Source organism: Achromobacter sp. 01N37 (assembly GCF_056399725.1).
The window spans coordinates 14,191-33,237 of record NZ_JBFTRX010000002.1 but is presented as its reverse complement, the minus strand read 5'-3'; the positions used below and the strand labels follow the sequence as shown (position 1 = coordinate 33,237).

The 19,047-nt window shown below is 63.7% G+C and carries 17 protein-coding genes; 10 read left to right on the top strand and 7 right to left on the bottom strand.

Annotated features, from left to right (window positions below):
• Positions 1 to 443: 443 nt before the first annotated feature.
• The 3 genes from AC1DSJ_RS03295 to AC1DSJ_RS03285 are packed head-to-tail and all read right to left on the bottom strand — an operon-like array spanning position 444 to position 2,468.
• Positions 444 to 683, bottom strand: a complete 240-nt coding sequence (locus AC1DSJ_RS03295; protein WP_156336983.1) for a hypothetical protein — start codon at positions 681 to 683, stop codon at positions 444 to 446.
• Positions 680 to 1,150 (bottom strand): hypothetical protein, encoded by a 471-nt coding sequence (locus tag AC1DSJ_RS03290; RefSeq protein WP_441371712.1) that lies wholly within the window; start codon positions 1,148 to 1,150, stop codon positions 680 to 682. Before AC1DSJ_RS03290 ends, AC1DSJ_RS03295 begins: the two co-directional genes overlap by 4 nt.
• Positions 1,151 to 1,205: 55 nt before the next feature.
• Entirely contained in the window at positions 1,206 to 2,468 is a 1,263-nt protein-coding gene (locus AC1DSJ_RS03285; protein ID WP_441371711.1) for a class I SAM-dependent methyltransferase, read from the bottom strand.
• Between the two features lie 179 nt (positions 2,469 to 2,647).
• On the opposite strand from AC1DSJ_RS03285, the gene AC1DSJ_RS03280 reads away from it, so the two are divergent.
• The 6 genes from AC1DSJ_RS03280 to AC1DSJ_RS03255 all read left to right on the top strand — a co-directional run bounded on the left by AC1DSJ_RS03280 (position 2,648) and on the right by AC1DSJ_RS03255 (position 8,607).
• A complete protein-coding gene (locus AC1DSJ_RS03280; protein ID WP_441371710.1) occupies positions 2,648 to 3,847 on the top strand; it encodes a Bcr/CflA family multidrug efflux MFS transporter in 1,200 nt (399 codons plus the stop codon).
• Positions 3,848 to 4,179: 332 nt separating this feature from the next.
• Positions 4,180 to 4,416 carry a 50S ribosomal protein L28 gene (gene rpmB / locus AC1DSJ_RS03275; protein WP_054427120.1) on the top strand — a complete coding sequence of 79 codons (237 nt, stop codon included), beginning with the start codon at positions 4,180 to 4,182 and terminating at the stop codon, positions 4,414 to 4,416.
• A 34-nt stretch (positions 4,417 to 4,450) separates the two neighbouring features.
• Complete coding sequence (gene rpmG / locus AC1DSJ_RS03270) at positions 4,451 to 4,618, top strand: 50S ribosomal protein L33 (protein ID WP_003810296.1); 168 nt, start codon at positions 4,451 to 4,453, stop codon at positions 4,616 to 4,618.
• A gap of 127 nt (positions 4,619 to 4,745) precedes the next feature.
• The gene (locus tag AC1DSJ_RS03265; protein WP_342066690.1) at positions 4,746 to 5,975 is read left to right on the top strand and encodes an ABC transporter substrate-binding protein; all 1,230 of its coding nucleotides are present in this window, start codon (positions 4,746 to 4,748) and stop codon (positions 5,973 to 5,975) included.
• Positions 5,975 to 7,852, top strand: a complete 1,878-nt coding sequence (locus tag AC1DSJ_RS03260; protein WP_175171073.1) for an ABC transporter permease — start codon at positions 5,975 to 5,977, stop codon at positions 7,850 to 7,852. The genes AC1DSJ_RS03265 and AC1DSJ_RS03260 overlap by 1 nt, the downstream gene beginning before the upstream one ends.
• Positions 7,849 to 8,607, top strand: coding sequence for an ABC transporter ATP-binding protein (locus AC1DSJ_RS03255; RefSeq protein ID WP_175171072.1), 759 nt, complete (start codon positions 7,849 to 7,851; stop codon positions 8,605 to 8,607). The genes AC1DSJ_RS03260 and AC1DSJ_RS03255 overlap by 4 nt, the downstream gene beginning before the upstream one ends.
• A gap of 88 nt (positions 8,608 to 8,695) precedes the next feature.
• On the opposite strand, the gene AC1DSJ_RS03250 is transcribed toward AC1DSJ_RS03255, so the two are convergent.
• The 4 genes from AC1DSJ_RS03250 to AC1DSJ_RS03235 all read right to left on the bottom strand — a co-directional run bounded on the left by AC1DSJ_RS03250 (position 8,696) and on the right by AC1DSJ_RS03235 (position 13,389).
• The gene (locus AC1DSJ_RS03250) at positions 8,696 to 10,477 is read right to left on the bottom strand and encodes a SulP family inorganic anion transporter (RefSeq protein ID WP_441371709.1); all 1,782 of its coding nucleotides are present in this window, start codon (positions 10,475 to 10,477) and stop codon (positions 8,696 to 8,698) included.
• 115 nt (positions 10,478 to 10,592) lie between these two features.
• A complete protein-coding gene (locus AC1DSJ_RS03245; protein WP_054427232.1) occupies positions 10,593 to 11,465 on the bottom strand; it encodes a phosphonopyruvate hydrolase in 873 nt (290 codons plus the stop codon).
• 61 nt (positions 11,466 to 11,526) lie between these two features.
• Positions 11,527 to 12,075, bottom strand: coding sequence for a hemerythrin domain-containing protein (locus AC1DSJ_RS03240; RefSeq protein WP_175171071.1), 549 nt, complete (start codon positions 12,073 to 12,075; stop codon positions 11,527 to 11,529).
• A gap of 153 nt (positions 12,076 to 12,228) precedes the next feature.
• Positions 12,229 to 13,389 carry a D-alanyl-D-alanine carboxypeptidase family protein gene (locus AC1DSJ_RS03235; protein ID WP_175171070.1) on the bottom strand — a complete coding sequence of 387 codons (1,161 nt, stop codon included), beginning with the start codon at positions 13,387 to 13,389 and terminating at the stop codon, positions 12,229 to 12,231.
• A gap of 285 nt (positions 13,390 to 13,674) precedes the next feature.
• Here AC1DSJ_RS03235 and AC1DSJ_RS03230 point away from each other — a divergent pair, with 285 nt between their 5' ends.
• The 4 genes from AC1DSJ_RS03230 (at position 13,675) to leuS (ending at position 19,036) form a co-directional block, all read left to right on the top strand.
• On the top strand, positions 13,675 to 14,133 hold the full coding sequence (locus tag AC1DSJ_RS03230) for an HU family DNA-binding protein (protein WP_054427115.1): 459 nt from the start codon (positions 13,675 to 13,677) through the stop codon (positions 14,131 to 14,133).
• A gap of 226 nt (positions 14,134 to 14,359) precedes the next feature.
• A complete protein-coding gene (locus AC1DSJ_RS03225) occupies positions 14,360 to 14,872 on the top strand; it encodes a MarR family winged helix-turn-helix transcriptional regulator (RefSeq protein WP_054427114.1) in 513 nt (170 codons plus the stop codon).
• Between the two features lie 185 nt (positions 14,873 to 15,057).
• Complete coding sequence (locus AC1DSJ_RS03220) at positions 15,058 to 16,278, top strand: MFS transporter (protein ID WP_342068065.1); 1,221 nt, start codon at positions 15,058 to 15,060, stop codon at positions 16,276 to 16,278.
• Positions 16,279 to 16,378: 100 nt separating this feature from the next.
• Positions 16,379 to 19,036: a leucine--tRNA ligase gene (leuS, locus tag AC1DSJ_RS03215; RefSeq protein ID WP_427949657.1), complete on the top strand. Its 2,658-nt coding sequence runs from the start codon at positions 16,379 to 16,381 to the stop codon at positions 19,034 to 19,036.
• Positions 19,037 to 19,047: the final 11 nt, after the last annotated feature.

Genomic DNA, 19,047 nt, shown 5'->3' with positions numbered 1-19,047 from the left:
GTTTTTGAAAACCCACAGAAAGTGAACAAACTGAACGAAGAAGGCAGCATCTTAAACGAAATTGCTGCGCCGCCCAACCCCTGGGGTGAATGAAACAGATACATTCCCAAGAAAATCTGTACGGGATTACCCGGAGTAAACCGAGGCGAATTGCGAATTTCCTCTGGGGAATAATGGGTCAAAAATGAAGATACATTCAGTAAATATTATGTTCTTATTAGTACATTCAAGGCGTTCCAGAAGGCCGGGAAATCGCCGTTTTAAGCTCTTTCTGAGCATAAATTCAGGTGAAATTCAGCTGGAAGCGGCGGAGAATCGGCGCGGCGATCGGCTTCTGGACGGTTAGAGCGACGACGGGTTTGCAGAAATAATGCAGCGCAGCATGGGGCATGTCAGAGAGTCAACGCCGCGAGCGCCGTGTTGTGCCCTATCCACCGTTCAATTCATCGCAGCCTTGCCTCTTCCGCGTTGATTCTGGCCAGGATGCGCTGGGCGCGCTGGCGCTGCGCCTGCAACACCGTCAGACGCTGACGAATGCCCGGCCCCGCCGCACGATACCGGCGCTCACGAACGCGATCCTCAAGCCAGAACACGACTCGCATGCCCACCCAGGTCACAATCGTCATCCATACAACGGGTGCGTAATCGCCCCAAAATGCCGAGATATGGTGATAGATATTCATAGCCTCCTCGCCATCCATTCCGTTGCCACCGTTCCCGCAAAATAGTAGCTACTCCCGATGACGAACGGCGAGAACTCCATGATTTCTCGGACTTCATTACTGAACGACGCCATCAAAAGGTAGATCCAGCACACCGCGCCAAGGAGCGCCATCCAAAAACTCAACGCCGCGATGGACCGGGCCATCCCTCCTTGGCAGGCTTCACGACTGGACGCCGCCGTCAACGCAACGAACAAGCCGATGCCCGCAACCGTCAGCGAAATCGGAAAAAAGGCGTCCTTGTCTGGCTGCCGGAAACCCACGCGGAGCAAGTACTCCACGGTCCCCATGATGATGGGAAGCACATAGATCAGCCGTCTGGTCGTCGAAGGGAATCCGCCGATTCTCATTGCTTGCACGCCTTTGCAAAGGAATGCGCGCGGCTGAGCCATCCCCGCCGACGCGCAGCGCCCAGGATGCAGGATCAAGCAAGAGTTGTGGCGGGAATGCGTGCCCGTTACCTACCCTGATTCCGTCCGACTTTCAGCGGTCACCGCTATACATATAGTCGCGCCGCCATGGGTACGAGAGGTCGGCGGGGTTGTCGAGTTCGTCCGGGCGGCCGGTGGCGGGCGGTTGGCCCAAGATCTGGTGCAGCGCGATCCAGCCGTGCTCGAACGCCATGGCGCAGCCGGCCAGATACAGGCGGTACGCCCGCAATGACCGTGCGCCCTGCTCGCCGCCTAATACCTGCGCGGCTTCGGGCAAGCGGGCTTCCAGCGCGTCGCTCCAGGCCCACAGCGTGCGCGCGTAGTGCGGCCGCAGGTTTTCGATGTCCACTTCCTCCAGGCCGCCATTGGTCATGGCTTCCATCACGACGCTGATGTGGGTCAGCTCGCCGCCGGGGAAGATGTATTTTTCGATGAATTCGCCCATGCCGTTGCCCAGCTCGGCGTTGTAGACGCCGGCGGCGGTAATGCCATGGTTCATGATCAGTCCGCCCGGTTTGAGCAGGCGGCGCAATTTGGCGAAGTAGCCCTCCAACTGAGCCCGGCCCACGTGCTCGAACATGCCCACCGATGCAATCTTGTCGTAGGGCTGGGATTCATCCAGCTTACGGTAGTCCAGCAGTTCCATGCGGACGCGGCCCGCCAGGCCTTTTTCCTGAATCAGTTTGGTCACGTGCGCATGCTGGTTGCGCGACAGCGTGATGCCGGTGGAGTCCACGCCGTAATGCTCGGCCGCCCACAGCAGCAAGCCGCCCCAACCCGCCCCCACGTCCAGAAAGCGCTCGCCGGCTTGCAGGCGCAACTTGCGGCAGATGTGATCGAGCTTGGCTTCCTGGGCCTGCGCCAACGTCATGTCCGGCGTGCGGTAATAAGCGCAGGAATAGACCCGGCGCGGGTCTAGCCACAAGGCGTAGAAATCGTCTGACAGGTCGTAATGGAATTCGATCTGTTTGGCGTCCCGCTCAATCGAATGGCGCCACACCGACATCACTTTGCGCACCAGTTCCGTCAGCCAGCCGCCGCGCGCCGCGTCGACCGGAGACCCGGGCATCAGCGCTGACGCCGCCGCCATCACATCGCGCATATTGCCTTCGATATCGATGCGGCCTTCGACATAGTCCTGCCCCAGCACCCCGACTGCGCCTTCGGCCAGATGGGCCAGCGCGGTCTTGTCATGCGTGACAAAGCGCACGCGCGGGTCGGGCGGACCCAGCACCACGCCGTCAGGCAGAACGAGTTGGACGGTGACGGGCAACGCGTCGAGTTTGCGTTCCACAACAGACAACAAAGGATTCACGGCCTCTCCTCTGAACACGGTCGGACGCCAACGACTTTATCGGAAAACCGCTTAAATTTGCGTGTCAGGTTGCCCGTGATAAAGTCGCTGGCTTGGCGCAACCCCTGCAACAAACGCATTCGCGCCTTGTCTTTGCGCACTGTTTTTGCGCTACACCTCTGCGCTTTACCGCCACCACAATGCCCCCATCACCCGTTTCCCGCTCCGGCCTGCCCGGCTGGCTCATCCTCATGGGCGCGCTGACGGCGATCGGCCCGTTCGCCATCGACATGTACCTGCCCGCGTTCCCGACCATTGCGGCGAACCTGGGCGTGCCGCGCGGCGATGTCGAACGCACGCTGGCGGCCTACCTGATCGGCCTGGCGCTGGCGCAAGTGTTCTACGGCCCAATGGCCGACCGCTTTGGCCGCAAGCCGCCGCTGATGGTGGGGCTGGCGCTGTTCATGGTGGCGTCGCTGGGGTGTGCGCTGTCGGGTTCCGTCGAAGCGCTGACCGGCTGGCGTGTCGTGCAAGCCATGGGCGGCGCGGCGGGCATTGTGATTCCGCGTGCGGTGATCCGCGACCATTACGAAACCCATGAAGCGGCGCGCGCGATGTCGCTGCTGATGCTGATCATGGGCCTGGCCCCGATTCTTGCACCGCTTGCGGGCGGGCAGTTGCTGGCCATCACATCGTGGCGCAGCCTGTTCTGGATCATGCTTGCCGGCGGCGCCATGCTGATGTTTGCCGTGGCGAAGATCATGAAGGAATCGCTTGCGCCCGAACGCGTGGTGCCGCTGCGCTGGAGCACCATCCTGCGCAACTATCGTGACCTGTTCCGCCATCGCGGCTTCATGGCGCACAGCCTGGCCGGCGGTTTTGGGCAGGCGGGCATGTTCGCTTACATCATTGGATCGCCGCGCGTTTTCATCGAACTGTATGGCGTGGCCCCCCAGTACTACGGCCTGCTCTTTGGCACCAACGCGCTGTCGCTGATTATCTGTTCGCAGATCAGCGCCCGCCTGCTGCGCACCTATAAGCCCCGCCAGCTGCAACGCAAAGCGCTGACGGCGCTGGCGCTGGCCAGCCTGGTGGCCGTTGCGCTGACGCTCGCGGGCTGGATGACCCTGCCCCTTTTGATGCTGTGCTTGATCAGCTATATGGGTAGTCAGGGTTTCGTGAACCCCAATTCGGCAGCGCTGGCGCTGTCGGAGCAAGGCAAGCGGCTGGGCGCGGCGTCTGCCTTATTGGGGACGCTGCAATTGTCCTGCGGCGCGCTGGCCGGTTTTGCCGTCAGCGCCTGGCAGACAGACAGCGCCCTGCCCCTGACGACCACGCTGGCGACCTGCGCCTGCCTGTCCTGGATTTCGGGCCGTGTGGCGCAAACCCACACCGCTTGAGCACTGCCGCTTGATTTACTTGCGTTTTTCGTATTAGAATCGAAGTCTTCACATGAAGTTTCCCGTGCTGATCTACTATGCTTTGTAGTTCAGCACTCTGACCCCAACCGCGCATAGCGAGATTCCAACCGAATCTGCAGCGATAGATGCAGCGGGTGCAGGCAGCGGGTATAAGCACGGGCGGATTCCGATCCCCCTCATCCACTAAGACTGGGTGGCCGGCAAAGGCAGCGCAACAGGCAACACATTGCGCTTACTTCACAGCCCGGCGGCTAAAACCCTGTCTACCCCCCAAGCGATGCGCGACAAGAACGACATAAAGAGGTGCATCCATGGCACGCGTATGCCAAGTGACCGGCAAAGGCCCGATGGTGGGCAACAATGTTTCGCACGCGAACAACAAGACCAAGCGTCGCTTCCTGCCCAACCTGCAATCGCGCCGGTTCTGGGTTGAATCCGAAAACCGCTGGGTCCGCCTGCGCGTTTCGGCCAAGGCCATCCGCACGATCGACAAGAATGGCATCGACGCCGTCCTGGCCGACATGCGTGCCCGTGGCGAAGCCGCCTAATCGGCGCCCCCAATCACCATACTAGGAGCACGACATGGCCAAAGGTATCCGCGAAAAGATCAAACTCGAGTCGACCGCCGGCACGGGTCATTTCTACACGACCACCAAGAACAAGCGCAACATGCCCGAGAAGATGCTGATCAAGAAATTTGATCCGGTCGCTCGCAAGCACGTTGACTACAAGGAAACCAAGCTGAAGTAATTCAGCCGGTTTTCTGGTTAGCGATAAGCCCTGCACGGTAACGTGCGGGGCTTTTTTATTGCCGCAAGGCAAAGGTGCGTGCTTCAATCCGGTCAAGCCCGATTCCTCTTGCTTCTCGATAACCGCCATGCTCCGTCCCTGCCTTACCCTGCTGCGCCGCGCGCTCGCGCCCGCGCTATTGGCCCTGGCGCTGACGCCGGTCGCCGTTGCCGTCGCCAAAGACCGTGAACCGCCGATCCGCATTGGCGAGATCAACAGCTACAAGGCCATTCCCGCTTTCCTGGGCCCCTACAAAAAGGGTTGGCAGCTGGCGCTGGAGCAGGTCAATGCCGAAGGCGGCGTGCTGGGCAGAAAACTGGAAGTCATCTCGCGCGATGACAACGGCAACCCTGGCGATTCCGTGCGCGCCGCGCAAGAATTGCTGGCCCGCGAGAAAGTGGAGCTGCTGTTTGGCGGCTTCTTGTCCAACACGGGCCTGGCGCTGACCGATTTCGCCAAGCAGCAGCAGGTATTCTTTTTGGCCGCCGAGCCGCTGACGGACAAGATCACCTGGCAGGAAGGCAACCGCTATACGTACCGCCTGCGCCCGTCCACCTGGATGCACGTGGCGGCGCTGGCCCCCAAGGCGCTGGCCTTGCGCAAGAAGCGCTGGGCCATCGTCTACCCCAACTATGAATACGGGCAGTCCGCCGTGGCCACGTTCAAGGCCATGATGAAGTCGTTCCAATCCGACGTGGAGTTCGTTGCCGAGCAGGCCGTGCCGCTGGGCAAGGTGGACGCCGGCGCGGTGGTGCAGGCCTTGGCCGACGCCAAGCCGGACGCCATCTTCAACGTGCTCTTCGCGGCCGACCTGACCCGTTTTGTTCGCGAAGGCAACACGCGCGGCCTGTTCGAAAACCGCGCCGTGGTGTCCGTGCTGTCCGGCGAACCGGAATACCTGGAACCGCTGGGCGCCGACACGCCGTCGGGCTGGATCGTGACGGGCTATCCCTGGTACGCCATCGATACGCCGGCCAACAACGCCTTCGTCGACGCCTACAAGAAGCGCTACAACGAGACGCCCAAGGTGGGTTCGGTGGTGGGCTACGCGTCGCTGATGTCTATCGCCCAGGGCCTGAAAGCCGCGGGCGCCGTGGATACCGAAAAGCTCGTCGACGCGTTTGCCGGCCTGAAGGTGGATACGCCTTATGGCCAGATCCAATACCGCAAGCTGGACCATCAATCGACGATGGGCGTCTATGTGGGCGTGACGGCGGTGGAAGACGGCAAGGGCATCATGAAAGACTTCACCTACATTGATGGTGCGCGTCTGCAACCGCCTGACGAACAGGTGCGCAAGATGCGTCCGGCACACTGATGAGCCTGTCGGGGCTGCTGTCGCAGTTGCTGAACGGGCTGGCAGACGCCAGCGCCTTGTTCCTGGTGGCCGCGGGTTTGTCGCTGATCTTCGGCGTCACCCGCGTCGTGAACTTCGCGCATGGCTCGTTCTACATGCTGGGCGTGTATCTGGCGTGGACCTTCACCACGGCATTTGGCGACGGCGCGGGCTATTGGGCCGGCCTGCTGTTGGCCGCGCTGGCCACCGGCCTGATCGGGGCGGCCGCCGAATGGCTGGTGCTGAAACGGCTGTACCAGGCGCCCGAACTCTTCCAGTTGCTGGCGACCTTTGCGCTGGTGCTCATCATCGGCGACGCTGCGCTGGCCATCTGGGGGCCTGAAGACCTGTTCGCCGCGCGCGCCCCCGGGCTGTCTGGCGCGGTGCAGATCCTGGGCCGCCGTTTTCCCGAATACGACTTGCTGCTGATCGCCGCCGGCCCCATCGTGCTGGGGCTGCTGTGGCTGCTGCTGATGCGCACGCGCTGGGGCCGGCTGCTGCGCGCGGCCGCTGAGAACCGCAGCATGCTGGCCGCCCTGGGCGTAAACCAGGCCTGGCTGTTCACGTCCGCGTTCACCTTGGGCGCCTTCCTGGCCGGATTGGGCGGCGCGTTGGCCGCGCCCCGCGTCCCCGCCACGCTGGGGCTGGACCTGGAGATCATCGCCAGCGCATTTGTCGTGGTCGTGGTGGGCGGGCTGGGCTCGATTCCTGGCGCTTTCCTGGCGGCGCTGCTCATTTGTTCAGTGAAGGCGGTGTTCGTTTTCCTGGGTCAGGTGGCAATCGGCCCCTGGGTGTTCAATCTGTCCAAGCTCACGCTGCTGGCCGAATTCGCCGTGATGGCGGTGGTGCTGGTGGTGCGCCCTTGGGGCCTGCTTGGCAAGCCCCCTGCCCCGGCCTCGCATGCTGGCGCGCCGGAACGCCCCATCGCCCCCGCGGGCCGGCGCTTGCGGGCGGCGTATGGCCTGCTAGTGGTGCTGTTGGCCCTGGTGCCGATTGCCGCCTTGCAATGGCCGTATCTCAGCATTCTGATGACCGAAATCCTGATCGCGGCGCTGTTCGCGGCCAGTTTGCACTTTCTGACCGGGCTGGCCGGCATGACGTCGTTCGGCCATGCCGCGTGGTTTGGTCTGGGCGCGTATGGGGCGGCCTTGCTGCTCAAACTGGCGGCCGTGCCGATGGAAGCCGCCTTGTTGCTCGGCCCGTTTGCCGCCGCCTTTGGCGCGTTGCTGTTCGGCTGGTTCTGCGTGCGGCTGTCTGGCGTGTACTTGGCGATGCTGACGCTGGCCGTCGCGCAGATTCTGTGGGCGCTGGCGTTTCAATGGGACGACGTCACGGGCGGCAGCAACGGCCTCATCGGGCTATGGCCGTCGTCGTGGCTGGCGCAAGGCCCGTGGTTCTATTACGTGACGCTGGCCCTGTGCGCGGCGGGCATCGCGTGGTTGCGGCGCTTGGCCTTTTCACCATTGGGCTACGCATTGCGAGGCGTGCGCGATTCGTCGTTGCGCGCGGAAGCGCTGGGCATGGAAACGCGGCGCGTGCAGTGGGCGGGCTTTGTGGCCGCGTCCTTTGCGGCGGGCATGGCGGGTTCGCTGTATGCGTTTTCCAAGGGCAGCATCGCGCCCGACGTACTGGCCGTGAGCCGCTCGGTTGATGGTTTGGTGATGGTGCTGCTGGGCGGCGTGCAAACGCTGGCCGGCCCGCTCGTGGGCGCTGCCTCCTACACATGGCTGCAAGACGTAGCCGCGCGCAGCACCGAGTACTGGCATGCCGTGTTGGGCGTGGCGATTCTGGCGTTGGTGCTGGCCTTTCCGGATGGTTTGGCCGGCGCCGCCGCGCGTCTGCGGGGAAAGCGCGCATGACGGCCGCAACCGCCCTGTTGCAAGTGAAGGACTTGCGCAAATCCTTCGGCGGCATCGACGCCCTGGCCGGCGTGTCCTTCACGCTGGGGGCGGGCCAGATGCTGGCGCTGATCGGCCCGAACGGCGCGGGCAAGTCCACGTGCTTCAACGCGTTGGGTGGACAATTACGCCCCGATTCCGGCTCGGTGCAGCTGGATGGCCGTGAACTCGTCGGCTTGTCGCCCGGCAAGATCTGCCGCCTGGGCGTGGGCCGCACCTTTCAGACCGCCGCCACGTTCCGCTCGATGACGGTGCGCGAAAACGTACAGACGGCTTTGCTGTCGCGTGACCGCCTGCTGTTCAACCCCTGGCGCCGCGCCGCGCACCACGCGGCCGACGAAGCCATGGATCTGTTGTCGCAAGTGCAGATGGCGGACAAGGCGCACGCCGCCTGCGGCACCTTGGCGTATGGCGACGTCAAGCGGGTTGAGCTCGCGATGGCGCTGGCGCATCGGCCGCGGCTGTTGCTGATGGACGAACCTACCGCAGGCATGGCCACCAACGAACGCCACGCGTTGATGCGCCTGACGCGCCAACTGGCCGACACGCAACGCCTTGCCGTGCTGTTCACCGAGCACAGCCTGGATGTGGTGTTCAAGCATGCGGACCGCATCGCCGTGCTCGTGCGTGGCGCACTGTTGGCCGAAGGCGAACCCGCCGCGATCGCCGCAGATGAACGCGTCCGCGCCGCCTATCTGGGTACCGATACGCCCTGACGGCAGGCCTTGCGTCATGGGTATCGACTCGCCCTGACCTCAGGCCCTGCGTCATGGGTATCGACTCGGCCTGACGCCAGGCCCTGCGTCAGTGGCCGCGATGCGGGGAATCCGGCTGGCATTCCCAGAAAATCTTGGCCTGGCAGCCGGCGCAGATGCCGGGGTCCAGCTTGGCGTAGATCGCGTGCAGCGCCGTGGCCTTGTCCGGGTAGATGTGGTCTTCGCCCAGGCGCGTCAAGAACCCCGTACGCCGCCACATATCCAGCACTTCGGGGCGCGGCCGATGGAAATACAGATCGCCCCCCATCGCACGGCGCGCCGCAAGCTCGTCTTCCCACACCTGCGCGCCCGCCAGATCAATGAAGTTCATGCTTTTGGCCATCACCAGCAGATGGCGCGGCGCGTTCGGGGCTTCACGCAGCGCGTGCAAGCGCTGCGCTACATGCGCCGCCGCACCGAAATAAATGGACCCTTCCATACGCAACAGCTTCAATTGCGGGCATTCCGGTAACGCATCCGGCTGGTGTTCCAGCACCACGAAGCGGCGGTCCAGCCCGCGAGAATCAAAGCCCATCGTCCGCATGGCGGGGCGCGACGTGCGGTGCAGGTACGCCATCAAGGACAGCACCGTCCCCAGCAGAATCGCCACTTCCATGCGGATTGTGACGGTGGCGGCCAGCGTGGCGGCGGCAATGGCGCTTTCGCCCGGCTGCATGCGGATCAATTCGCGCCAACGCGGAATATCCAGCAAGGTCCATGCCACCAGCAACAGCAGCCCCGAGATGGCCGCATTGGGAATCATCGCCAAGAGCGGCGCCGACACCGCTACCAGCACCACCAGCAGCACCGCCGAAAATACCGCGGCCAGCGGCGTTTTCGCGCCGGCTTCATAGTTCGGAATGGACCGGTTCAGCGACCCGCAAGACAGGTAGCAAGAGAAGAATCCGCCCACGATGTTCGACAGCCCCTGCCCCACGAATTCGCGGTTGGCGTCGATGCGCTGGCCCGAACGCGTGGCCACCGCCTTGGCGATGGAGATCGATTGCGCCAGCGCCACGATGGTCAGTGCAAACGCCAGGCTCAGCAGGTCGGGCAGCGCGCGCCAGTCGACGCTGGGAATATGAAACGGCGGCCAGGGCTGGGCAATGGCGCCCAACACGGACACGGGCGTACCGCCGTTAGCCGCAGCCCACGCATTGAACACCGCCGCCGCCGCAGACCCGGCGACCAAGCCCAGCAGCATGTAGGGTTTGCGCTTGTCCAAGCGGCGCACCAGCAACGCAACGCCCAACGTCGCGAGCGTCACCATTAGCGCGCCGGGATGCACCTGCCCCAGATGCGTGCCCACACTGACCAGCAAGGCGCCCGCGCCGTGCGATTCCGGCGACGGCATGCCCAGCGCGTCTTTCAAGGCATGCACCGCAATCAACAACGCGGCGCCGCTTGTGAACCCGAACAGCGCCGACGGAGAAATGAAGTGCGCCAGCGACCCCAGCCGCAACGCGCCCACCAGCCACTGCATGATGCCGACCAGCACCGTCACCGCAAGCGCCAGCTGGATATAGCCCGGGCTGCCGGCAACGGCCAACGGCGTCAGTACCGCAAACAGCGCGAGGGAATTCGCGTTGGTCGGGCCAGACATCACATGGCGGCTGGAGCCGAACAGCGCGGCCACAATACAGGGAATGATGGCGGAGTACAGGCCGTATTCGGGGGGCAGCCCGGCCAGCGTGGCAAACGCCACCCCTTGCGGCAATACCAGCAACGCCCCCAACAGCCCCGCCGACAAGTCGGCGCGCAAGGTCAGCCGATTGACGTCGTCGACCCAAGCGCCAAACATCCGGCCCGCCAGTTTCCTTCCCTGCGTCATGCTGTCTCGATTCCTGAGCTGGTGTGTCCCGCCCCTTCCACAGTGAAGGGTCGTCTAGCGTAAACGCTCACTCTGGCGCACGCAACGCATCCGGTGATGATCTTGTCACGCCCCATCACTTGAGATAGCGGCGTTCCAGCTCACGCATATCGGCATCGCCCTGCAACGCGATGATCTCCTTTACCGAAGGCAAATCCGCATCCACCGCATGAATCCCGCCATCGCTGCGGATGCGGGCAAATACGTCACGCATTGCCCCCACGGCCGCGCGGATGGCATGGTTTCCGTAGATCACCAGCCCCACTTTGCCCAGCGCCTGGATGTCGGATTCGCGCAGTTGCGGATACGCCGTCGGCACCAGCACCAACGGCGCACGGCCTTGCCACGCCGCAATAAAGGACAGGATTTCGTCAGGCGTGTTCTGCTTGGAATGAATCAGGATGGCGTCGGCGCCCGCGGCCTCATAAGCGTGAGCGCGGTCCAGCGCTTCTTGCTGGCCCAGCCCGGCAATCAGGGCTTCGGTGCGGGCGATCACGCAGAAATCCGGGTCGCGCCGTGCCGCGCAAGCCGCTTCGATCTTCCCTTGAAACTCCTGCACGCGCACGAGCTCCTGCCGCCCATTGGCGCGCAGGCTCGTGTCTTTGGGAAAGGTCTTGTCTTCCATCACCACGGCGGATACGCCGGCCGCTTCGTACTGCGGCACCATGTAGGACACGTTGATCGCGTTGCCAAAGCCGGTGTCGATATCGGCAATGACGGGTACGTCGACCGTGGCGGCGATGGCGCGCATCATATCCAGGTGCTGCGATGCGGAAAGAATGCTGGCGTCGGGCACGGCGTAGCTGGCGGACAGCTCAAACCCGCTGCCCCAGATGGCGTCAAAGCCCGCATCGGCGGCCAGACGCGCCGCCATCGGGTTATGGGCCGACATGGCGTGCATCAAGACGGAATCCTGCAATTTCTGGCGAAAGCGTGAGTTGCGGTTCATGGCGTGGCGGCGAAAGTTGCCGGCGCCCGGTGCGCCGGCCAGCGGCAATCGTAGCGCCAATTCAGCTTGCGCCACCGCCTCGCCGCGCGCGCATCGCCTGACCGATGGCGGCTAAGGCGTCATCGGAAATCAGCCGCGCCGCCATGGGCAAGAGCTCGTCGTCTTCGCGTTGAATGTGCGCCGCATAGGCCTCGGCAAAGGCCTGCACTTGCGGCATCGGCAACACGGCGGGCCGCCCCGCTGCGATGTCGGACAAGGCCGCGCGCAGCGGCAGCCACAATGCCGCCAAGCGGCGATGCTCGTCGATCAGCCCCTGCACCAGCGCATGCAGGCAGCCCGCATCGGAACCCGCCATGGATTCGATCAGCGCGGGAAAGAGATCGGCTTCCTCGTCTTCGTGATGGTGCACCGCGGCCGTGTCGAAGTAGCGCGACACGCTGGCCGCAGCCGTCTGCGCGGCTTCGTCACTGCCATGCATGGGCAGATGCGCGGCCAGACGCGACAGCGTCGCACATTGGCGCGCGATGCGTCCGTGACAGGCGGACAGCAGCGCCAGCGGATCATCCGCGCCCGGCGCAGGCGCCGGACCTCCGGGAAAGCTCACTGCCATTGCATCGCTCCTTGTCCCCTTGGCTGGCATTTATGCTGGCGTCTTCGCTGGCGTCTTCGCTGGCCTTAATGCTGGCTGCCCCTATGCCCGCGCGTTGCCGGCCTCTAGCTCGCTTGTTGCCGGCCTCTATGCAGTCTTGTCCGCCGCTTGCGATTAGCCTGAATGGCCCCGCCACCACAACCGAACAGAGTCCCATGCGCGGCCGGCGAAACCGGCCTCAGCCACGGGTTCCAGCGCCACCACCGGGAACTGCATGGCCGGCTTGCCATCCACCATCACGCGCAGTGCGCCCACCGTGGCCTGCGCGGCAATCGGGGCGACCAGCGGTTCCTGCGGCGTCCACACCGGCTCCACCTTGGCGCCCGCTGGCACGGTCACGTAGGCGTCCCGCGCGAAACCGGCCTTCAGGCTATCGCTTTCGCCCTTCCAGACTTCGGGCGTGGCCACCGCCTGGCCACGCGCGTACAGCTTGATCGTATTGAACCCCTGGAAACCCCACTCCAGCAACTCGCGGCTTTCCTGCGTACGCAACTTGTCGGACGCCGTGCCCACCACCACCGTGATCAAGCGCCGCTGGTCGGCGCCGTTGGGCCGGCGCGCCGTGGCCACAATGCAGTAGCCGGCCGATTCCGTGTGCCCCGTCTTCAAGCCGTCCACGCTCGGGTCCAGCCACAGCAGGCGGTTGCGATTGGGCTGCGTGATCTTGTTGAACGTGAATTGCTTGGCGGAATCGTAGGTCTTGTATAGCTGCGGGTAATCGCGAATGAAGCGCGTGGCCAATATGGACAGGTCGCTGGCCGTGGAATAGGTGTTCGGGTCCGGCAGGCCGTGCGGGCTGGCAAAGCGGGTCGCGTGCAGGCCCAGCTTGGCAGCTGTGTCGTTCATCCGCGCGACGAAGGCTTCCACGCTGCCCGACACCGCTTCGGCCAGCGCAATGGCCGCATCATTGCCAGACTGGATCATCAGGCCGCGCAGCAATTCGTCCACCGACACCTTGGAGCCCGGCTCCAGGAACATCTTCGAGCTGCCCGCCGGCACCTTCCAGGCGCGCGTCGAGATCACCACCAGTTGGCCGGGCGTCACTTCCTTCTTATTCAGTGCATCGAACACGACATAGGCCGTCATGATCTTGGTCAGCGACGCCGGTTCGATACGCGTCGTCGCGGCGTGCGACGCGATGACCTGTCCGCTGGTCTCATCCAGCAAGAGCCACGCCTTGGCCGACAACACCGGTTCCGGCATCGGCTGCGCCATCGCGCTGGTCAAACACGCGCTTGCGACGAGCAGACTCGCCGCCAATTTCTTCATCAACATATAGGTGCTTGCATCCCGTGCATTCTGTTTTTCGCACGCAATTGGAACATGCTCGGCGCGGTTGGTTCAGTGCGCGCATGTGCCGCAAAAAAAGGACTCGAATGTCACGACCTATTGCAAGAGCCCTTGCTAGAAGCACTTTTCGCGTCGAAAACAACAAAGAGTGGCTTAAAACCCGTTGTAAAGCCGCAAGAACCCCAAGTCTTCCGCTATCATCGGGCGCGTAGCGTTAATTGCCGATACCCGGCGCACGCTGCCCCATGTCCTCAACTACGGATTTTGACCATGGCCACCAAAGCAAAAGCTCCTGCGAAGAAAGTCACCAAGCCCGCCGTCAAGGCGCCTGCAAAGAAGGCAACCGCCACCAAGGCCGCTGTGAAGCCCGCAGCAAAGAAGGTCGTCGCCGCCAAGAAGGTCGCTGCTGCACCCAAGGCCATCAAGGCTGCTCTGAACAAGACCCAACTGATCGCTTACATCGTTGAGCAATCGGGCGTTGAAGCCAAGGCCGTCAAGGCCGTTCTGGCCAGCCTGGAAACCTCGGTGCTGGGTTCCGTGGACAAGAAGGGCGCTGGCGAATTCACGCTGCCCGGCCTGTTCAAGGTTGCCGTGCAGAAGGTTCCCGCCAAGGCCAAGCGCTTCGGCAAGGACCCGTTCACGGGTGAAGAGCGCTGGTTCCCCGCCAAGCCGGCTTCGGTCAAGGTGAAGGTTCGCCCGCTCAAGAAGCTGAAGGACGCCGCGCAGTAATTCGCGCGAGTATCTGGTCAAGCCGGAAAGGCCCGCCTCGAAAGAGGCGGGCCTTTCTCTTTTGTGGCGCGTTTTTTGCCGCGCGCTTTGCATTTCGGGTGGGCGGCCTGCTAGAATTTATCTCAACGTAAAGAAACTTCATATCAAACAATCATCGCTTGACCCCATCGTCTGCCCCGTCGTCTGCCCCATCGTCTACCCCATCGTCTGCCCTCCTCCCCTGCCCATGAATGACCTTGTTGATTTGGTGATCTCGCAATGGACCACGGAATGTCCCAACCAGGACTTCGCGGCCATGTCGGTCGTCACCCGCGTGTTCCGTTTGAATGCCTTCGCCACCCGCAACGTGAACCGCAGCTTTCGCCGCTACCACCTGCACCAGGGCGAATTCGATGTGCTGGCCACGCTGTACCGCAGCGGCGCGCCTCACGCCATGAATCCGCAGAAGCTAGTTGAAGCCTTGCTGCTGACCTCYGGCGCCATGACCAACCGTCTGGACCGCCTGGAACAAGCCGGCCTGCTGGTGCGCAATCCCAACCCTGACGACCGCCGCGGCATCATCGTGTCGCTCACGGCCGAAGGCTTGCGCGTCATCAAGCTGGTGTTGAAGGACTATCTGAAAGACCTGGGCGAACTGCTCGACCCGCTGTCGTCCACGGAACGCAAGCAATTGGCGGGGCTGCTGAAAAAACTGCTGATCAAACATGATCAGGAAACGCCGGGAGGCATTGGGGCCTGACGCGCCCTTCCGTCATCCTGCCGCGCAGACCGACGCATTGCCCCCCACACGGCACGGTTTTCGCCCCCCGCTTTTCGCATCCGAACCCCGCCTGATTCGCCGCATCCAAACCCCGCCTGATTCGCCGCATCCAAACCCCGCCTGATTCGCCGCATCCAAACCCCGCCTGACTCGCCTTGCCCCTTATGACATCCGCTTCCGCCCCCCCTCCGACACCGGTGCTCACCGCGCCGATCATCCTGTTGATGTCCGTGGCCACTGGCCTGGCCGTCGCCAGTAACTATTACGCGCAACCGCTGTTGCACACGATCGGCCAGCAATTCCAGCTGTCGAACGCGGCGGCCGGCGCCATCGTCACCACCGCCCAGCTCAGTTATGCGCTGGGGCTGATGCTGCTGGTGCCGTTGGGCGACCTGTTCGAACGCCGCAGCCTGATCGTGCTGATGACGCTGCTGTCCGCGGGCGGGCTGCTGATTTCAGCGTTTGCCGACAACATCATCGTGCTGCTGGTGGGCACCGCGCTGACGGGGCTGCTGTCCGTCGTCGCCCAGATTCTGGTGCCGTTCGCGGCGACCCTGGCCGCGCCGCATGAACGGGGCAAGGCGGTGGGCACCGTCATGAGCGGCCTGCTGCTGGGCATTCTGCTGGCCCGCACCGTGGCCGGCGCGCTGGCCGACGTGGGCAGTTGGCGCACGGTTTACTGGGTGGCCGCCATTCTGATGCTGGTCATGTCCGCCGTCCTGTGGCGCGTGCTGCCCCGTTATCAGAGCCCGACAACGATGAGCTATCCACGCCTGTTGGGTTCCATCCTGCGCATGTTCGTGGAAGAGCCGCTGTTCCGCGCGCGGTCGCTGCTGGGCTTCCTGTTGTTCGCCGCCTTCAGCATGCTGTGGACGCCGCTGACCTTCCTGCTGGCCAGCCCCCCTTATGAATACAGCAACACCACCATTGGCCTCTTCGGGCTGGCGGGGGCGGCGGGCGCCTATGCCGCGAACCGCTTTGGCCGGCTGGCCGACCGGGGCCTGGGCAACCTGGCCACCCGCGTCGGGCTGCTGTTGCTGCTGGGTTCCTGGGGGCTGATGGCGTTTGGCCAGATGTCGGTCGTGGCCCTGCTGGCGGGCATCGTGGTGCAGGATCTGGCGATCCAGGGTGTCCATGTCACCAATAGCAGTTCACTGTATCGCCTGCGCCCGGAAGCCCGCAGCCGCCTGACTGCCGGCTATATGACGTGTTACTTCATCGGCGGCGCATCCGGTTCACTGGTATCGTCCTGGCTTTACGCCCATTTTGGCTGGCCCGGCGTGGTGATCGCGGGCGCCGTCCTGGGGGTCGTGACATTGGCCTATGGCGCCCTGGCGCCCAGTGCGCGCATCCCCGAAACGGCTCCGTCCCCTGTCCGGGCCTAGCACCTCCTATAATCAGGGGTTTTGACCGCCACCGCGTCAGGCCGCCCCCGCGTCCGCGCGGCAGGGCGGCTCACCCTTTTTTGCCACCGTGCCCGAGCCCATGCAGGAACGTTACCTCCCCACTACCGTCGAAGCGGCCGCCCATCAAGACTGGCAGGCCCGCGACGTCTATCTGGTCCACGAACACGCGAAGAACGCCGACGGCTCTGAAAAGCCGAAGTTCTACGCCTGCTCGATGCTGCCCTATCCCAGCGGCAAGCTGCACATGGGCCACGTGCGCAACTACACCATCAACGACATGATGGCGCGACAGTTGCGCATGCGTGGCTATAACGTCCTGATGCCCATGGGCTGGGACGCCTTCGGCATGCCGGCGGAAAACGCCGCCATCAAGTCCAAGGTGCCGCCGGCAAAATGGACCTACGACAACATCGCCTACATGAAGAAGCAGATGAAGGCGATGGGTCTGGCAATCGACTGGACGCGCGAAATGTGCGCCTGCGATCCCCAGTACTACAAATGGAACCAGTGGCTGTTCCTGAAGATGCTGGAAAAGGGCGTGGCCTACCGCAAGACCCAGGTCGTGAACTGGGACCCGGTGGACCAAACCGTGCTGGCCAACGAACAAGTCATTGATGGCCGTGGCTGGCGGTCGGGCGCGCTGGTTGAAAAGCGCGAGATCCCGGGTTACTACCTGCGCATCACCGATTACGCCGACGAACTGCTTGGCGCCGTCCAGAACGACCTGCCCGGCTGGCCCGAGCGCGTCCGCCTGATGCAGGAAAACTGGATCGGCAAGTCCGAGGGCCTGCGTTTCGCCTTCCCGCACAAGATCGCCGGCCAGGATGGCCAACTGATCCAGGACGGCAAGCTGTACGTCTTCACGACCCGCGCCGACACCATCATGGGCGTGACGTTCTGCGCCGTGGCGCCGGAACACCCCCTGGCGACCCACGCGGCGCGCAACAACCCGCAGCTGGCCGCGTTCATCGAACAGTGCAAGCTGGGCGGCACGACCGAGGCCGAAATGGCCACGCGTGAAAAAGAAGGCATGCGTACGGGTTTGACCGTCACGCACCCGATCACGGGCGCGGACGTCGACGTCTGGGTCGGCAACTACGTGCTGATGACCTACGGCGACGGCGCCGTCATGGGCGTGCCCGCGCATGACGAACGCGACTTCGCCTTCGCCAAGAAATATGACCTGCCCATCGTGCAAGTCGTGGACGTGGCCGGCAAGGAATACTCCACCGCCGCCTGGCAGGAATGGTATGGCGACAAGCAGTCGGGCCGCACCATCAACTCCGGCAAGTACGACGGCCTGTCGCACAAGGAAGCCGTGGACGCCATCGCCGCCGACCTGGGCCCGCAAGGCCTGGGCGAAAAGCAGACCACGTGGCGCCTGCGCGACTGGGGCATTTCGCGCCAGCGCTACTGGGGCACCCCGATCCCCATCATCCACTGCGCGGATTGCGGCCCGGTTCCGGTTCCGGAAAAAGACCTGCCCGTCATCCTGCCCGATGATCTGATCCCCGACGGCAGCGGCAACCCGCTGGCCAAGAACGAAGCCTTCCTGTCCTGCGCCTGCCCCAGCTGCGGCAAGCCCGCGCGCCGCGAAACGGACACGATGGACACGTTCGTGGACTCGTCCTGGTACTTCATGCGCTACACCTCGCCGGGCAATGACAATGCCATGGTCGATGCGCGCAATGACTACTGGATGCCGATGGACCAGTACATCGGCGGCATCGAGCACGCCGTGCTGCACTTGCTGTACGCGCGCTTCTGGACCAAGGTCATGCGCGACATGGGCTTGCTCAATTTCGACGAGCCCTTCACCAAGCTGCTGTGCCAGGGCATGGTGCTGAACCATATCTATTCGCGCAAGACGCCCCAGGGCGGCATTGAATACTTCTGGCCCGAAGACGTCGAAAACGTCTACGACGACCGCGGCGCCATCACCGGCGCCAAGCTGAAGTCGGACGGCTCCGCCATCAACTATGGCGGCGTGGGCACGATGTCCAAGTCGAAGAACAACGGCGTCGATCCGCAATCGCTGATCGACACGCTGGGCGCCGACACGGCTCGCCTGTTCGTCATGTTCGCCAGCCCGCCCGAGCAGACCCTTGAATGGTCGGACTCCGGCGTTGAAGGCTCCAACCGCTTCCTGCGCCGCCTCTGGTCCATCAGCTACGCCCGCCGCGACGCCATCGCGCGTGGCCTGGCCAATGGCGCCGACTGGTCGCAAGCGGCAACCGCCGTCAAGGATCTGCGCCGCGAGGTCTACACGCTGCTCAAGCAAGCCGACTACGACTACCAGCGCATCCAGTACAACACCGTCGTGTCGGCCTGCATGAAGATGCTGAACGCCATCGACGACGCCAAGCTGGCCGAAGACGCCGCTGCCGACGCCGCCTATGCCGAGACGCTGGGCGTGCTGCTGCGCGTGCTGTACCCGGTGGTCCCGCACATCACCTGGCACCTGTGGCAAGACCTCGGTTACGCCAAGGAACTGGGCGACCTGCTTGACGCGCCGTGGCCGCATGTGGACGAAGCCGCTTTGATCGCGGACGAAATCGAGCTGATGCTCCAGGTCAACGGCAAGCTGCGCGGCTCGATCCGCGTGGCCGCCACCGCCGCCAAAGAAGACATCGAAAAGCTCGCCGCCAGCCAGGAAGAAGTCACCCGATTCCTGGAAGGCCGTCCGCCCAAGCGTGTCATCGTGGTTCCGGGCAAACTGGTCAACGTCGTAGGCTGATGAGGTCAAGC